A 16671-nucleotide genomic window follows, 5' to 3' on the forward strand; every position below is an offset into this window, starting at 1 on the left:
CCACAAGAAGGCGCACAAAACCGCCTGTGCCTTATCGGGCCGGGCGAAACCACAACACATGGATAGGAACATCAAGAATGATAAAGCGGAAGTTAACACTCGCCATCGGCGCGGGTATCGCCACTCTCTGCATGCTCAGCGCCGCCCAGGCCGACAGCCAGGCCAAGGCCCAGGAGGACTTCCTCCTGCTGGAGGAGGAGAAGGCCAACAACCAGGTGTACAAGGCCTTCTTCCCCAACAAGGAGATCGCCCGCAAGGCCGCCATCAGCTTCCACGGCCAGATGCTGGAGTCGCACTATGACCAGGGCTACCTGATCATGGAGCTGACCGAGAAAGAGCAGCAGAAGCTGGCCGCGTTCGGCTTCACCTTCGAGGTGGCCAACGACTTCATCGCCAAGCGCAACCGCATCCTCGAAGGCATCCAGCAGCGCCTGCAGCAGCGCAGCATGAGCACCAGCTCGGCCAACATGACCAGCATCGCCAGCATCCCCGGCTACTCCTGCTACGAGACGGTGGAGGAGACCTACGCGGCGGCGGCCGGCATGGCCAGCCAGAAGCCGCAGCTGGCCGAGTGGCTGAACGTCGGCCAGTCCTGGGAGAAGACCCAGGGCCTGGGCGGTTACGACATCCGCGTGCTCAAGCTGACCAACAAGGACAAGCCCGGCGCCAAGCCCAAGCTGCTGATCAACAGCGCCATCCACGCCCGCGAGTACACCACCGCGCCGCTGGTGCTGTCCTTCGCCCGTTGGCTGGTGGACGGCTACGGGGTGGACCCGGACGCCACCTGGATCCTCGACCACCATGAGGTGCACCTGCTGCTGCACACCAACCCGGACGGCCGCAAGAAGGCCGAGACCGGCCTGTCCTGGCGCAAGAACACCAACCAGAACTACTGCGGGCCGACCAGCAACAGCCGTGGCGCCGACCTCAACCGCAACTTCACCTTCGGCTGGAACAGCACCAACGGCCAGGGCTCCAGCGGCGACCAGTGCAACGACACCTATCGCGGCCCCAGCGCCGGCTCCGAGCCCGAGATCAAGGCCCTGGAAGCCTATGCCCGCAGCCTGTGGCCGGACCGCCGCGGCCCCAACCGCAGCGACGCGGCACCCAGCGACACCAGCGGCATCCACCTGGACATCCACAGCTACAGCGAACTGGTCCTGTGGCCCTGGGGCGACACCAGCCAGGTGGCGCCCAACGGCACGTCGATGCAGACCCTGGGCCGCAAGTTCGCCTTCTTCAACGGCTACACGCCGCAGCAGTCGATCGGTCTCTACCCCACCGACGGCACCAGCGACAGCATCAGCTACGGCGAGCTGGGCGTACCCGCCTTCACCTTCGAGCTGGGCACCCAGTTCTTCCAGAGCTGCAGCGTGTACGAGAACACCATCAAGCCGAAGAACCTGCCGGCGCTGATCTACGCCGCCAAGGTGGTGCGCACGCCCTATATCACCCCGGCCGGCCCGGACGTGACCAGCGTCACCCTGAGCGGCGGCGCCGCCACCAGCGGGGTACCCGCCGGCACGGCGGTGACCCTGAGCGCCAGCACCAGCGACCTGCGCTTCAGCACCGCCAACGGCACCGAGACCACGCAGAACATCGCCGAAGCCGAGTACTACATCGACAAGGCGCCCTGGGAGTCCGGCGCCACGCCCATCGCCCTGCAGCCGCAGGACGGCGCCTTCAACGCCAAGACCGAGGCGCTCACCGGCAGCATCGACACCACCGGCCTGGCCACCGGCAAGCACATGATCTACGTGCGCGCCCGCGACGCCTCCGGCAGCTGGGGTGCGGTCAGCTCCAGCTTCCTGGTGATCGGCACCGGCACGCCGCAGCCCAACTACTGCAGCGCCGCCAGCGGCAACGCCAACGACGAGTGGATCGGCCAGGTGCAGGTCGGCAGCTTCAGCAACAGCTCCGGGGCCAGCACCTACAGCGACTTCACCGCCAAGGTGATCGACCTGCAGCGTGGCGGCAACAGCCTGCGCCTGACCCCGCAGTTCGCCGGCAGCACCTACCGGGAATACTGGAAGGCCTGGATCGACTTCAACAAGGACGGTGACTTCACCGATGCCGGCGAAGAGGTCTACAGCTCCGGTCGCGCGCTGAGCAGCGTGGTCAGCGGCACCCTGACGGTGCCGAGCAACGCCCCGGCCGGCACCACACGCATGCGCGTGGCCATGCGCTACAACGCGGCGCCGGTGCCCTGCGGCACCTTCAACTACGGCGAAGTGGAGGACTACAGCGTGCGTCTGCCGTGACGCGCGAGCGGCCCGCCTGCGGGCGGGCCGCTTGTCCGCGGCGTACAGCGCCGCGCAGAATGGGCCCTCCCCGGCCCGGCCCGCTCTCCGATGCTCGATCTGCTGCCGCAACCCGCCCCCGCCGACCTGCCCGCCCTGCTCGCCAGCCTGAGCGCCGTGGCGCCGCTGCTCGACGCCATGCCCGGCGTGGTGTTCTTCATCAAGGATCCCCAGGCGCGCTACGCGCTGGTCAACCAGACCCTGGCCACCCGCTGCGGCTTCCGCGACAAGAGCGAGCTGCTCGGGCGTACCGCCGAGGAGGTCTTCCCCTCGCGCTTCGGCCCCCTCTACACCGCCCAGGACCTGCAGGTGCTGGATCAAGGCAACGGCCTCGAAGACCAGCTGGAGCTGCACCTCTACCCCGGTCGCCAGCCCGGCTGGTGCCTGACCCACAAGCTGGCCCTGCGCAACGCCGCCGGCAGCATCATCGGCATGGCCGGCGTTTCCTGCGACCTGCCGGCGGCCCAGGCCGCGCACCCGGCCTACCAGAAGCTGGCGGCGGTGGACGAGCACATCCGCCGCCACTACGCCCAGCCGATCAGCCTGGCCGAGCTGACCGCCATCGCCGGCCTCTCGGTGGCGCAGCTGGAGCGCCACTGCAAGCGCATCTTCCAGCTCACCCCGCGGCAGATGATCCACAAGGCGCGTCTCGGCGCCGCCTCGCAGCTGCTGCTCGGCGAACTGCCGATCACCGAGATCGCCCTGCGCTGCGGCTACACCGACCACAGCGCCTTCAGCCGCCAGTTCAAGGCGCTCACCGGGCTCTCGCCCAGCCAGTACCGCGACTCGCACCGCGGCGCCTGAGCCCGCCAGACCGCAGTGGGTGCAACCCGGCGTGTTCCGTTTGCGGGCACGCCGATGCCGCCATGCTTCCTTCTGTAACACCGGGCGGTCACGAACAGGCCAGGCTAGTCTTCATGCCACCGCCGCATCTGCCCGCCCGGGCCGATGTGGCGCGGGCCGAGCGGATGACCGCGTCCATCGAGGGCGATCCGGCACAGCCCTTGCTAATCAAATATCGTATACGAAATTCAAGATACATCTGTTTCATCTGCCAACCCATCACACACATGAGGCTGCACATGAATAGAAAGACCCTCGCCATCGCCCTGGGCGCCACCCTGAGCGCATCCCTGGCCGCCACCGCCCAGGCCGACAAGCTCGACGACATCATCGAGTCCGGCAAGCTGCGCTGCGCCGTGACCCTGGACTTCCCGCCCATGGGCTTCCGCGACGAGAACAACCAGCCGGCCGGCTTCGACGTGGACTACTGCGCCGACCTGGCCAAGGTCCTCGGCGTGGAGCCGGAAGTGGTCGAGACGCCCTTTCCCGATCGCATCCCGGCACTGGTCTCCGGCCGCGCCGACGTCATAGTCGCCTCCACCTCGGACACCCTGGAGCGGGCCAAGACGGTGGGCATGACCGTGCCCTACTTCGCCTTCCAGATGGTCGTGCTGACCCGCGAGGACGCCGGGGTGAACAGCTACGCCGACCTCAAGGGCAAGAAGCTGGGCAACACCAGCGGCACCTACGAGGCCATCGCCCTGGAGAAGGACCAGAAGGCCTGGGGCTCGGGCAGCTTCCGCGCCTACCAGTCGCAGAACGACACCATCCTCGCCGTGGCCCAGGGCCATATCGACGCCACCGTGGTGACCAACACCGTGGCCGCCGCCACCCTCAAGTCCGGCAAGTACAAGGGCCTCAAGGTCGCCGGCGACGCGCCCTACGTGGTCGACTACGTGTCGCTGGCGGCCAAGCGCAGCGAGTACGGTCTGCTCAACTACCTCAACCTGTTCGTCAACCAGCAGGTGCGCACCGGCCGCTACGAGGAGCTGTGGAAGAAGTGGGTCGGCGAAGAGATCAAGCCGGCCAGCCTGACCGTACCCGGCGTGTACTACTGAGCGGCCGCCCCCGGGAGAGACGAGCATGTCCGCACTACCCACCACGGGCCGCGCCCTGGTCGCCGGCAGGGGCCAGGGGCCGCTGCTGTACGCCGATGTCGGCCTGAGCTTCTGGGGCGGCGTCGACCCGTTCAGCGGCGAGGTGATCGACCGTCACCACCCGCTGAGCGGGCAATCCCTGGCCGGGCGCGTGCTGGCCATACCCAGCGGACGCGGCTCCTGCACCGGCAGCAGCGTCCTGCTGGAACTGATCCTCAACGGTCCGGCACCGGCGGCGCTGGTGCTGGCCGAACCCGACGAGATTCTCACCCTCGGCGCGCTGGTCGCCGAGCAGGTGTTCGACGTACAACTGCCGGTGCTGTGCATCGGCCACGCCGCCTTCGCCGAGCTGGCCGCCCATGCCGGCACCACGGTGCGGGTCGACGGCGCCCGCCTGCAGGCCGCCCCGGACGATGCCTGGCAGGCCTCGCCCATCGCCCACGACGGCGCCCTTCCACCCGGCCTGACGCTGAGCGCCCTCGACCGGGAGCTGCTCGCCGGCGCCCATGGCAAGGCGGCCCAGGTGGCCATGCAGCTGGTGCTGCGCATGGCCGAGCTGCAGGGCGCGCGCGAGCTGCTCGACGTGACCCAGGCGCATATCGACGGCTGCATCTACACCGGCCCGGCGTGCCTGCGCTTCGCCCGCCAGTTGCTGGACTGGGGCGCGCGGGTGCGCGTGCCGACCACCCTCAACTCGATCTCGGTGGACCAGCGCCAGTGGTGCGCCCTGGGCATCGACCCGGCCTTCGGCGAGCCGGCCAGCGAACTCGGCGATGTGTACATGGCCATGGGCGCGCGGCTCAGCTTCACCTGCGCGCCCTACCTGCTGGACAGCGCCCCGGCGCTGGGCGAGCAGATCGTCTGGGCCGAGTCCAACGCCGTGGTCTACGCCAACAGCGTGCTCGGCGCGCGCACCCTGAAGTACCCGGACTACCTGGACATCTGCATCGCCCTCACCGGCCGCGCGCCGCGCTGCGGCAGCCACCTCGACGAGGGCCGCCACGCCAGCCTGCTGCTCGAAGTGCAGGCACCGCGGCAGGCGGACGACAGCTTCTGGCCACTGCTCGGCTACCACGTCGGCCTGCTCGCCGCCCGCGACATCCCGGTGCTCGCCGGCCTGGAGCACAGCGCGCCGAGCGCCGACGACCTCAAAGCCTTCGGCGCCGCCTTCGCCACCACCTCGGCGGCGCCCATGTTCCATATCGCCGGCGTCACCCCGGAGGCACCGGACGTCGCCCGCGCCCTCGGCGGCCGCGCGCCGGCCCGGCGCCTGCGGGTCGCGCTCGCCGAGCTGCTCGACAGCTGGTGGGAGCTGAACGGCGCCGAGTCGGCCGAGGTGGCCCTGGTGGCCATCGGCAACCCGCACAGCTCCGCCGCCGAGCTGGCGCGCCTGGCCGAGCTGTGCGAGGGCCGCAAAAAACATCCGCACACCGCCCTGGTGGTGACCTGCGGCCGCGCCGTGCATGAGCAGGCGGCGCGCGCCGGCCATGTGGCTACGCTGGAAAGATTCGGTGCGCGCCTGCTCACCGATACCTGCTGGTGCATGCTCGGCGAGCCGGTGGTGCCGCCGGGCGGCGGCAACCTGATGACCAACTCGGGCAAGTACGCCCACTACGCCCCCGGCCTGGTCGGCCGCCAGGTGCACTTCGGCAGTCTCGCCGCCTGCGTCGAGGCCGCCTGCACGGGGCGCAACCAGGGACAACTCCCGGCCTGGCTGGGTCAACCTCAACCCCAAGGGAATCGCTGATCGATGTTCGATTACACCTTCCACTGGCGCGCGGCCTTCAAGGCCCTGCCGGACATGCTGGCGGGCGCCTGGGTGACCCTGGAGACGGCAGCCCTGTCGATGCTCCTGGGCACCCTGATCGCCCTGCTGCTGACGGTGATGCGGCAGATGCACAACCCGCTGCCACGGCATTTCGCCAACACCTGGGTGTCCATCGCGCGCAACACCCCGTCGCTGTTCCAGATCTACATCCTCTACTTCGGCCTGGGCAGCTTCGGCCTGCACGTCAGCTCCTGGATCGCCCTGCTCGCCGGCATCACCTTCAACAACGCCGGCTACCTGGCGGAGAACTTCCGCGGCGGCCTCAAGGCGGTGCCGGAAACGCAGATGAAGGCGGCCCGCTCGCTGGGCATGAGCGCCTTCCAGGCCTACCGCCTGATCATAGTGCCGCAGCTGTTGCGCATCGTCTTCTACCCGCTCTCCAACCAGATGGTCTGGGCCGTGCTGATGACCTCGCTGGGCGTGATAGTCGGGCTGAACAACGACCTCACCGGAGTGACCCAGGACTACAACGTGAAGACCTTCCGCACCTTCGAGTTCTTCGCCGTGGCCGCGGTGCTCTACTACCTGATCGCCAAGACCATAGTGCTGGCCGCGCGCCTGATGGCCTGGCGCCTGTTCCGCTACTGAGGGAGGACTGCGCATGTTCGAAACCAGCCTCACCTCCAACGACCTGCTGTTCATGCTGCAGGGCGCCTGGATCACCCTCAAGCTGACCGTCGGCGCCATGCTGATCGGCACCCTGGCCGGCCTCATCCTCGGCCTGCTGCGCGCCGCCCTGCCGCGCGCCACCCTGCCGCTGGCCTGGGTGCTCGACGTGTTCCGCAGCGTGCCGCTGCTGATCCAGTTCGTCCTGTTCAACGCCCTCAAGAGCATCGCCGGGCTGGACATCAGCGCCTTCGCCGTCGGCTGCATCGTGCTCGGCGTGTACGCCGCCGCCTTCTGCACCGAGATCGTCCGCGGCGGCGTGCTCGCCGTGCCGGCCAACCTGCGCCGCGCCTCGCGCTCGCTGGGCATGAGCTACTGGCAGGACCTGCGCCATATCGTCCTGCCGCTGGCCACCCGGGTGGCCTTCCCCGGCTGGCTCAACCTGGTGCTGGGAGTGATGAAGGACACCGCGCTGGTCATGTGGATCGGCATCGTCGAGCTGCTGCGTGCCTCGCAGACCATAGTCACGCGCATTCAGGAGCCGCTGCTGGTGCTGTGCATCGCCGGCCTCATCTACTACGTCATGAGCCTGGTGGTGGCCCAACTGGGCGCCCGGCTGGAGAAAAGGTGGCAGGAAAATGATTGAGATCGACAACGTCCATAAATCCTTCGGCTCCCTCGAAGTCATCAAGGGCGTCAGCCTGACGGTGAACAAGGGCGAGGTGGTGTCGATCATCGGCGGCTCCGGCTCCGGCAAGTCGACCCTGCTGATGTGCATCAACGGCCTGGAACCGATCCAGAAGGGCAGCATCCGCGTCGACGGCACCGAGGTGCACGCGCCGGGCACCGACCTGAACAAGCTGCGGCAGAAGATCGGCATCGTGTTCCAGCAGTGGAACGCCTTCCCCCACCTGACCGTGCTGGAGAACGTCATGCTGGCGCCGCGCAAGGTGCTCGGCCTGAGCAAGCAGGAGGCCGAGGCCATGGCGGTCAAGCAGCTCACCCACGTCGGCCTGGCGGACAAGCTCAAGGTGTTTCCCAGCAAGCTCTCCGGCGGCCAGCAGCAGCGCATGGCGATCGCCCGCGCGCTGGCCATGAGCCCGGACTACATGCTGTTCGACGAGGCCACCAGCGCCCTCGACCCGCAGCTGGTCGGCGAGGTGCTGGACACCATGCGCCTGCTCGCCGAGGAGGGCATGACCATGATCCTGGTGACCCACGAGATCCGCTTCGCCCGCGACGTGTCCGACCGCGTGGCGTTCTTCCGCAACGGCCTGGTGCACGAGATTGGCGCCCCCGAACAGGTCATCGGCAGCCCGCAGAAGCCGGAGACCGCGGATTTCTTGAAGTCGGTGCTTTAACTACTCCCTCTCCCCCTGGGAGAGGGCCGGGGTGAGGGAGGACGTAGGGCGGCGTAACCCGCCGGAACTGTCGGCGGGCGGCGCATGCGTCAACCACACGCGCTGGCCGGCCCCTCGGGCCGGTCGGCGGGTTACGGCCAGAGGCCTAACCCGCCCTACGTCTTTAAACCCCTTCTCCCCTTGGGAGAGGGCCGGGGTGAGGGAATTGCAGGCCCTCGCGATACAGGAGAAACCCATGCGTTCGAGCAAGGTCATCCATGTGGTCAGCTGCCACGCCGAGGGCGAGGTCGGCGACGTCATAGTCGGCGGCGTCGCGCCGCCGCCGGGCGCCACCCTGTGGGAACAGTCGCGCTGGATCGCGCGCGACCAGGAGCTGCGCAACTTCGTGCTGAACGAGCCGCGCGGCGGGGTGTTCCGCCACGTCAACCTGCTGCTCCCGGCCAAGGACCCGCGGGCGCAGATGGCCTGGATCATCATGGAGCCGGCCGACACCCCGCCGATGTCCGGCTCCAACTCGCTGTGCGTGTCCACCGTGCTGCTCGACAGCGGCATCCTGCCGATGAGCGAACCGCAGACGCGCCTGGTGCTGGAGGCCCCCGGCGGGCTGATCGAGGCCGTGGCCGAGTGCGCGGGCGGCAAGGTGCAGCGGGTGGAAGTGAAGAACCTGCCGTCCTTCGCCGACAAACTGGACGCCATGATCGAGGTCGAGGGCCTCGGCAGCCTCAGGGTCGACACCGCCTATGGCGGCGACAGCTTCGTCATCGCCGATGCCCGCACCCTGGGCTTTTCGCTCAGCGCCGACGAGGCCGCCGACCTGGTCGCCGCCGGCCTGAAGATCACCCGTGCGGCCAACGAGCAGCTGGGCTTCGTCCACCCCACCAACCACGACTGGGACCACATCTCCTTCTGCCAGATCGCCGCGCCGGTGGAACGCATCGACGGCGTGCTGAGCGCCGCCAATGCGGTGATCATCCGCCCCGGCAAGATCGACCGCTCGCCCTGCGGCACCGGCTGCTCGGCGCGCATGGCGGTGCTCCACGCCAAGGGCCAGATGCGCGCGGACGAGCGCTTCGTCGGCCGCTCGATCATCGGCTCCGAGTTCCATTGCCGCATCGCCGGCCTCACCGAGGTCGCCGGGCGCCCGGCCATCCTTCCCTGCCTGTCGGGCCGGGCCTGGATCACCGGCACCCACCAGCACCTGCTCGACCCGGACGACCCCTGGCCGCAGGGCTACCGCCTGTCCGACACCTGGCCGGTGGAGCCGAAGCCGTAGCACCGTTCTCGAAGACTTGAAAACCGCCGCCTCGGCGGCGCCATGACCCGGGCCCAGGCCCAACCCGTGAAAGCTAGGGCTCAAACGACCGATTGCTTTCGTATACGAAATACTTTGAAACTGCCCAGGAGGCAACAGCATGAACAGCGACATCTTCACCGGCACCATCCCCGCCCTGATGACCCCCTGCACCGCCGAGCGCAAGCCGGACTTCGACGCTCTGGTGCGCAAGGGCCGCGAGCTGATCCAGATCGGCATGAGCGCCGTGGTCTACTGCGGCTCCATGGGCGACTGGCCGCTGCTCACCGAGGCCGAGCGCCAGGAAGGCGTGGCACGCCTGGTCGCCGCCGGCGTCCCGACCATAGTCGGCACCGGCGCGGTGAACAGCCGCGAAGCGGTGTCCCACGCCGCCCACGCCGCCAAGGTCGGCGCCCATGGCCTGATGGTCATCCCGCGCGTGCTGTCCCGCGGCGCCTCGCCGGCCGCCCAGGAGGCGCACTTCGCCGCCATTCTGGAGGCGGCGCCTAAGCTGCCGGCGGTGATCTACAACAGCCCCTACTACGGCTTCGCCACCCGCGCCGAGCTGTTCTTCAAGCTGCGCCGCCAGTACCCCAACCTGATCGGCTTCAAGGAGTTCGGCGGCGCCGCCGACATGCGCTACGCCGCCGAGCACATCACCTCGCAGGATGACCAGGTGATTCTCATGGCCGGCGTCGATACCCAGGTGATGCACGGCTTCGTCAACTGCGGCGCGACCGGCGCCATCACCGGTATCGGCAACGCCCTGCCGCGCGAAGTGCTGCAGCTGGTCGAGCTGAGCAAGCAGGCCGCCAAGGGCGACGCCGTCGCCCGTCGCCGCGCGCTGGAGCTGTCCGAGGCGCTGAATGTGCTGTCGTCCTTCGACGAAGGCACCGACCTGGTCCTCTACTACAAGTACCTGATGGTGCTCAACGGCGATCTGGAATACGCCCTGCACTTCAACGAAACCGATGCGCTCAGCGCCGCCCAGCGCAACTACGCGCAGAGCCAGTACCAGCTGTTCCGCCAGTGGTACGCCAACTGGTCGGCCGAGCACGGCATCGCCTGAACACCATGCTGCGGCCGGAGGCTTGCAGCGACTCCGGCCGACCCGCCACGCCGCTCGGCAGTTCGCCGACGGCGCAGGTGTTTCCAGGCCCCCAACAGGAGCTAACCATGCCCGGCATTCTCGGCCACAACTTCATCGCCGGCGCGCGCAGCGCCGCCGGCAGCGTCACCCTGCAGAGCCTCGACGCGACGACCGGCGAGGCGCTGCCCTTCGCCTTCCACCAGGCCACCGAGGCCGAGGTGGACGCCGCCGCCCGCGCCGCCGCGGCCGCCTATCCGGTCTACCGCCAGCTGAGCCCGGAGCGCCGCGCGTGCTTCCTCGACGCCATCGCCGAACAGATCGACGCCCTCGGCGACGACTTCGTCGAACTGGTGTGCCGCGAGACCGCCCTGCCGGCCGCACGCATCCAGGGCGAGCGAGCGCGCACCAGCGGGCAGATGCGTCTGTTCGCCCGGGTGCTGCGCCGCGGCGACTTCCTCGGTGCGCGCATCGACCGCGCCCTGCCCGCACGCCAGCCGCTGCCACGCCCGGACCTGCGCCAGTACCGCACCGGCGTCGGCCCGGTGGCGGTGTTCGGCGCCAGCAACTTCCCGCTGGCCTTCTCCACCGCCGGCGGCGACACCGCCGCCGGCCTGGCCGCCGGCTGCCCGGTGGTGTTCAAGGCGCACAGCGGCCATATGGCCACCGCCGAGCGGGTGGCGCAGGCGATCGTCACGGCGGCGGAGCAAACCGGCATGCCGGCCGGGGTGTTCAACATGGTCTACGGCGGCGGGGTCGGCGAGTGGCTGGTCAAGCACCCGGCGATCCAGGCGGTCGGCTTCACCGGCTCGCTGAAGGGCGGCCGCGCCCTGTGCGACATGGCCGCCGCGCGCCCGCAGCCGATCCCGGTGTTCGCCGAGATGAGTTCGATCAACCCGGTGCTGGTGCTGCCCGCCGCCCTCGCCGCCCGCGGCGAGCGCATCGCCCGCGAGCTGGCCGACTCGGTGGTACTCGGCTGCGGCCAGTTCTGCACCAACCCCGGCCTGGTCATCGGCATCGCCTCGCCGGCCTTCAGCCTGTTCGTCGCCCGCCTGATGGCCGAGATCGGCCAGCGCCCGCCGCAGACCATGCTCAACGCCGGTACCCTGCACAGCTACGAGCGCGGCCTGGCCGCGCTGCATGCCCATCCGCGGGTCAAGCACCTGGCCGGCCAGGCGCAGCAGGGCCGCCAGGCTCGCCCGCAGCTGTTCCAGGCCGATGCCGCGCTGCTGGAGGGCGACGCGCTGCTCCAGGAGGAGGTGTTCGGCCCGCTGACCCTGGTGGTGGAAGTGGCCGACAAGGCCGAGCTGCTGCGCGCCCTGCACGGTCTGCGCGGCCAGCTGACGGCCACCCTGACGGCCGAACCGGCCGACCTCGAGGACCATGGCGACCTGTTGCCGCTGCTGGAGCAGAAGGTCGGCCGCGTGCTATTCAACGGCTACCCGACCGGCGTGGAGGTGTGCGACGCCATGGTCCACGGCGGCCCCTACCCGGCCACCTCGGACGCCCGCGGCACCTCGGTCGGCAGCCTGGCGATCGAGCGCTTCCTGCGCCCGCTGTGCTACCAGAACTGTCCGGACGCCCTGCTGCCGGACGCCCTGAAGAACGCCAACCCGCTGGGCATCACCCGGCTGGTCGACGGCATCGCCACGCGGGAGTCGCTGGCCTGAACGGGTGTCGGCCCAGGCAGCGGCGACTCTCTCCCTCAGCCCCGGCTCGCCGGGGCTTTTTTTGCCTGAGGAGACAGGCCCCCTCTCCCTCCGGGAGAGGGCTGGGGTGAGGGTGTTTCGGGCGACTCGGAGCTGCCAGACCTGTAGCGCTAAGTCAAACGACACCCTACGCCAGCAGCGCACGCAGGTCGCGATACAGGCCGTCGTCGATCTCCACGCCCTCGACCAGGCTTCTGGCCCGCGCCTGGTAGCGGCGCTGCGAGGGCAGCCGCGCGCCCTGGCCCTGGATCGCCTCGAACATGGCCTCGGCCCGCGCCAGGTGGAAGTCGGCCTGCTCGCCGAGAAAACGCTGCGGGTCAAGGGCGACGATCAGCTCGCCGTGGTGCGGCAGGGCATTGCTGCCGGCGTCGAAGGCGCCGGACTCCGGGCTGGTGAGGTCGCCGATCAGCGGTCCGGCGATCAGCTCGATCATCGCCGCCAGGGCCGAGCCCTTGTGGCCGCCGAAGGTCAGCATGGCGCCGTGGTCGAGCACCTCGGTGGCGTCGCTGCAGGGCTGGCCGTGGCGGTCCACGCCCCAGCCGGGCGGCAGCGGCTGGCCCGCGCGGCGGTGCAGCTCGATCTCGCCGCGGGCGATGGCGCTGGTGGCGAAGTCGAAGACGAAGGGATGCGCGCCGGCACGCGGCCAGCCGAAGGCGATGGGGTTGGTGCCGAACAGCGGGCGGCTGCCGCCGGCCGGGGCCACGTAGGCCTGGGTCGGGTTGCAGGCCAGGGCCACCAGGCCCTGCTCGGTGAGCGCCTCCATCTCCACCCAGAGCGCGGAGAAGTGCACGCAGCGGTTGATCGCCAGGGCGGCGATGCCGTTGCGCCGGGCCTTGTCGACCAGCAGCGGCAGTCCGGCGGCGAAGGCCAGCTGGGAGAAGCCGCCGTGGGCGTCGACCCGCACCAGCGAGGGGGCCAGGTCGATCACCTCGGGCTCGGCGTCGGCCACCGCCTTGCCGGCCTTGAGCGTGTGCACGATGCCGAGCAGGCGCCACAGGCCGTGCGAGGTGCAGCCGTCGCGCTCGCCGGCGGTGACGGTGGCGGCGATGGCCTGCACGAAGGCCTCGGCGAAGCCGGCGTGGCGCAGGATCTCGGCGGCCAGCTCATGGGCCTCGGTGAGGGTCAGTCGGGTCATAACGGGCTCCTGGCAGTCTGCCCGTTACACTGGCCTCTCGACGCCGCCGCGGCTTGATCGATTTGCCCGCCCGGCATGCCGAATTCGGCATACCCGTGCTAGGGCCTGTTGACGTTTCGGCGCAAGCCGCGTTGCTGCGCCAAATCGCGCCAGGCTAGGCGCGGGACGCAGGGAATGGCGATCCCTTGCCAAGTCCCGCAACAACGCATGGCGCGATTTGGCGCGCAACCCGCAGGGACGGGCCCGTTTTGGCGCGGAACGTCGTTGCTCGACGGCTCATTTGGACGACCAAACTTCGCGTCTCGCGCCTAGCTCCGCGCAAAAACGGGCTCCGTCGCGGTCGCGGCGAAACGTCAACAGGCCCTAAGCTCAGGCCGCCTGGCGGCGCCGCGCGGCACTGGTCAGGAGGAAATCGGCGGGGAGCAGATCGCTATAGCCGTCGAGTTCGCACTGCAGGCGGCGCTGCTCGGCGCGCTCCTCGATGGCGCGGCGGAAGGCCATGCGGCGCTGGTCTTCCAGCTTACGGCGGGTCTTGCTGTCGTGAACGGGTTCGGCGTGATGCGGGCTCATCGCGGGGCTCCTGGTCCGTTTTCCGGGAACCCAGCTTGCACGCCTAGGCGTGACGCTTTGGCGGCGCGGCGATGAACTTTGCGTGTCAGTCCTCGGCGCTGCGCACCGTCTTGGGCGACAGGCGCAGGCTGCGCAGGCTGCGCTTGACGCTCTTGAGGTGGTTGACCAGGTCCGGACCGCGGGCCATGGCCACGCCCATGGCCAGCACGTCGATCACCACCAGATGGGCGATACGCGAGGTCAGCGGCGTGTAGATCTCGGTGTCCTCCTGCACGTCGATGGCCAGGTTGACGTCGGACAGATCCGCCAGCGGCGTCTGCCCCGGGCACAGGGTGATCAGCGTGGCACCGGACTCGCGCACCAGGTTGGCGGTGATCAGCAGGTCCTTGGAGCGCCCGGACTGGGAGATGCAGATGGCCACGTCGCCGGGCTTGAGGGTCACCGCGCTCATCGCCTGCATATGCGGGTCGGAGTAGGCGGCGGCGGTCAGCAGCAGGCGGAAGAACTTGTGCTGGGCGTCGGCGGCCACCGCGCCGGAGGCGCCGAAACCATAGAACTCGATGCGCGGGGCCCGGGCGATGGCGGCGATGGCCTTCTCCAGGGCCTGCGGGTCGAGGCGCTCGCGCACCTCCATCAGGGTGTGCAGGGTGGTGTCGAAGATCTTCAGGCTGAAGTCCGCCACCGAATCGTTCTCGCTGATGGCGAACTGGCCGAAACTGGCCCCCGCCGCCAAGCTCTGCGCCAGCTTCAGCTTGAGATCCTGGAAACCGCTGCAGCCGATGGCGCGGCAGAAGCGCACTATGGTCGGCTCGCTGATGCCGACTTCGTGCGCCAGATCGGCCATGGAACTGTGCATCACCGCCGACGGGTCCTGCAGGACATGGTCGGCGACCTTCAGTTCGGACTTGCGAAGCAGGTGACGGGACTGGGCGATATGCTGCAGAAGATTCACAGGCGGGACTCTGTTGGCGGGCGCTCGGCGAAGGCAGCCGACTCGCGGCGCTTTCACCCGGCCTGTTATGATCGGGCTGTAGTGACCTTGTAGTTATACTACATGAATGTCCAACCCGCACAGGCAAACCCGGCCGGAGGCCCTGCCTTGAACAGCCCCTGCGACATGCTGGTATTCGGCGGCACCGGCGACCTGGCCCTGCACAAGCTGCTGCCGGCGCTCTACCATCTGCACCGCGACGGGCGCCTGCCGGCCGACATGCGCATCCTGGCGGCGGCGCGCAACGCCCTCGACCGCGCCGGCTACCTGGCCCTGGCCGAACGCCGGGTACGCGCCCAGGTGGCGCGCAGCGAGTTCGACAACGACACCTGGTCCGGCTTCGCCGCGCGCCTCGACTACTTCGCCATGGACCTGTCGCAGAGCGCCGAATTCGGCCGCCTCGGCAAGTTCCTCGGCGCCCATGCGCGCAACCGTGGACGCATCTACTACCTGGCCACCGCGCCGGACCTGTTCGAGGCCATCGCCGAGCACCTGGCCATCGCCGGGCTGGCCGACAGCGCCACGCGCATCGTCCTGGAGAAGCCGATCGGCCACTCGCTGGAGTCGGCCCAGGAAATCAACGCCGCCATCGGCGCGGTGTTCGCCGAGTCGCAGGTGTTTCGCATCGACCATTACCTGGGCAAGGAGACGGTGCAGAACCTGATGGCGCTGCGCTTCGCCAACGCCCTGTTCGAGCCGATCTGGCGCGCCGGGCACATCGACCACGTGCAGATCAGCGTCAACGAGACCCTCGGCGTGGAGAATCGCGGCGCCTACTACGACCACGCCGGAGCCATGCGCGACATGGTGCAGAACCACCTGCTGCAGCTGCTCTGCCTGGTGGCCATGGAGGCGCCGGTGCGCTTCGACGCCGAGTCGGTGCGCAACGAGAAGGTGAAGATCCTCGAGGCGCTCAAGCCCATCGCCGGGCTCGACGTGCACGACAAGACGGTGCGCGGCCAGTACGTCGCCGGGAAGATCGGCGGGCAGGAAGTGCCTGCGTACTATTTCGAGAAACATGTCGACAACGACAGCGATACCGAAACCTTCGTCGCCCTCCAGGCGGAGATCGACAACTGGCGCTGGGCCGGCGTGCCCTTCTACCTGCGCACCGGCAAGCGCATGGCCAGGAAGTGCTCGGAGATCGTCATCCAGTTCAAGCCGGTGCCGCACCGCCTGTTCGAGGGCAGCCAGGCCAACCGCCTGGTGATCAGCCTGCAGCCGGAGGAGCGCATCACCCTGCAGCTGATGGGCAAGAGCCCGGGCAAGGGCATGCGGCTGACCCCCATCGAGCTGGACCTCAACCTGGCCCAGGTGTCGCCGCAGAAGCGCCGCTGGGACGCCTACGAACGCCTGCTGCTGGACGTGATCGAGGGCGACTCGACGCTGTTTATGCGCAGGGATGAAGTGGAAGCGGCCTGGGCCTGGATCGACCCGATCCTCAAGGGCTGGCGCGACAACTACCAGGACCCGCGCCCCTACCCCGCCGGCAGCAACGGCCCGGAACAGGCCAGCACCCTGCTGGAACTGGCCGGCCGCACCTGGGAAGACTGAGCTGCGGAAGCCTCCCTCTCCCACCGGGAGAGGGCCGGGGTGAGGGCCGCAGCCGAGTGCAATCCGGAATCGCACCCCTCACCCCTGCGCCACTTTCTGCGCACCCGCCGCCACCCACCACCGCGCAGGCCTAGTCCGATGCGGCCCCGCCCCTCTGCGCAAGCCCCTGCGCAGCGCTGCGCCAGTTGTTGCGCAACCTTTCGTGACGCCCTGCACACGGGCGTTTCCCAGACATTTCAGAGTGGCCGGCAAGCCGCGCCATTGCTGGCCCCCCGCCCCCTGGCACGGCCCTTGTAACG

Annotated in this window: 14 protein-coding genes; 11 read left to right on the forward strand and 3 right to left on the reverse strand. The window is 69.2% G+C overall.

What is annotated here, in order from left to right; all coding sequences use genetic code 11:
- Positions 1 to 77: 77 nt before the first annotated feature.
- The 10 genes from AAFN46_RS07830 (at position 78) to AAFN46_RS07875 (ending at position 12083) form a co-directional block, all read left to right on the forward strand.
- Entirely contained in the window at positions 78 to 2261 is a 2184-nt protein-coding gene (locus AAFN46_RS07830; protein WP_347808136.1) for a M14 family zinc carboxypeptidase, read from the forward strand.
- A gap of 90 nt (positions 2262 to 2351) precedes the next feature.
- A complete protein-coding gene (locus tag AAFN46_RS07835; protein WP_347808137.1) occupies positions 2352 to 3104 on the forward strand; it encodes an AraC family transcriptional regulator in 753 nt (250 codons plus the stop codon).
- A 278-nt stretch (positions 3105 to 3382) separates the two neighbouring features.
- Complete coding sequence (locus AAFN46_RS07840; protein ID WP_347808138.1) at positions 3383 to 4201, forward strand: transporter substrate-binding domain-containing protein; 819 nt, start codon at positions 3383 to 3385, stop codon at positions 4199 to 4201.
- 25 nt (positions 4202 to 4226) lie between these two features.
- Complete coding sequence (locus AAFN46_RS07845) at positions 4227 to 5987, forward strand: aconitase family protein (protein ID WP_347808139.1); 1761 nt, start codon at positions 4227 to 4229, stop codon at positions 5985 to 5987.
- A 3-nt stretch (positions 5988 to 5990) separates the two neighbouring features.
- Positions 5991 to 6656 (forward strand): amino acid ABC transporter permease, encoded by a 666-nt coding sequence (locus AAFN46_RS07850; RefSeq protein WP_347808140.1) that lies wholly within the window; start codon positions 5991 to 5993, stop codon positions 6654 to 6656.
- 13 nt (positions 6657 to 6669) lie between these two features.
- Positions 6670 to 7320, forward strand: a complete 651-nt coding sequence (locus tag AAFN46_RS07855; protein ID WP_347808141.1) for an amino acid ABC transporter permease — start codon at positions 6670 to 6672, stop codon at positions 7318 to 7320.
- The gene (locus tag AAFN46_RS07860) at positions 7313 to 8035 is read left to right on the forward strand and encodes an amino acid ABC transporter ATP-binding protein (protein WP_347808142.1); all 723 of its coding nucleotides are present in this window, start codon (positions 7313 to 7315) and stop codon (positions 8033 to 8035) included. The genes AAFN46_RS07855 and AAFN46_RS07860 overlap by 8 nt, the downstream gene beginning before the upstream one ends.
- A 235-nt stretch (positions 8036 to 8270) precedes the next feature.
- A complete protein-coding gene (locus AAFN46_RS07865) occupies positions 8271 to 9308 on the forward strand; it encodes a proline racemase family protein (protein ID WP_347808143.1) in 1038 nt (345 codons plus the stop codon).
- 139 nt (positions 9309 to 9447) lie between these two features.
- Positions 9448 to 10395, forward strand: coding sequence for a dihydrodipicolinate synthase family protein (locus AAFN46_RS07870; protein ID WP_347808144.1), 948 nt, complete (start codon positions 9448 to 9450; stop codon positions 10393 to 10395).
- Positions 10396 to 10502: 107 nt separating this feature from the next.
- Positions 10503 to 12083, forward strand: a complete 1581-nt coding sequence (locus AAFN46_RS07875) for an aldehyde dehydrogenase (NADP(+)) (RefSeq protein WP_347808145.1) — start codon at positions 10503 to 10505, stop codon at positions 12081 to 12083.
- A 166-nt stretch (positions 12084 to 12249) separates the two neighbouring features.
- Here AAFN46_RS07875 and AAFN46_RS07880 read toward each other — a convergent pair whose 3' ends face one another.
- The 3 genes from AAFN46_RS07880 to hexR all read right to left on the reverse strand — a co-directional run bounded on the left by AAFN46_RS07880 (position 12250) and on the right by hexR (position 14779).
- Positions 12250 to 13257, reverse strand: coding sequence for an Ldh family oxidoreductase (locus AAFN46_RS07880; RefSeq protein WP_347808146.1), 1008 nt, complete (start codon positions 13255 to 13257; stop codon positions 12250 to 12252).
- A gap of 369 nt (positions 13258 to 13626) precedes the next feature.
- Positions 13627 to 13827, reverse strand: a complete 201-nt coding sequence (locus AAFN46_RS07885; protein WP_347808147.1) for a transcriptional regulator — start codon at positions 13825 to 13827, stop codon at positions 13627 to 13629.
- A gap of 85 nt (positions 13828 to 13912) precedes the next feature.
- Positions 13913 to 14779, reverse strand: coding sequence for a transcriptional regulator HexR (hexR, locus tag AAFN46_RS07890; RefSeq protein ID WP_347808148.1), 867 nt, complete (start codon positions 14777 to 14779; stop codon positions 13913 to 13915).
- A 102-nt stretch (positions 14780 to 14881) separates the two neighbouring features.
- Between hexR and zwf the strand changes: the two genes are divergently transcribed.
- Positions 14882 to 16372, forward strand: a complete 1491-nt coding sequence (gene zwf / locus AAFN46_RS07895) for a glucose-6-phosphate dehydrogenase (protein WP_347808149.1) — start codon at positions 14882 to 14884, stop codon at positions 16370 to 16372.
- The last annotated feature ends 299 nt before the right edge of the window (positions 16373 to 16671 follow it).

This window comes from Pseudomonas sp. CAU 1711 (assembly GCF_039888625.1).
In the GTDB taxonomy this organism is placed as follows: domain Bacteria; phylum Pseudomonadota; class Gammaproteobacteria; order Pseudomonadales; family Pseudomonadaceae; genus Aquipseudomonas.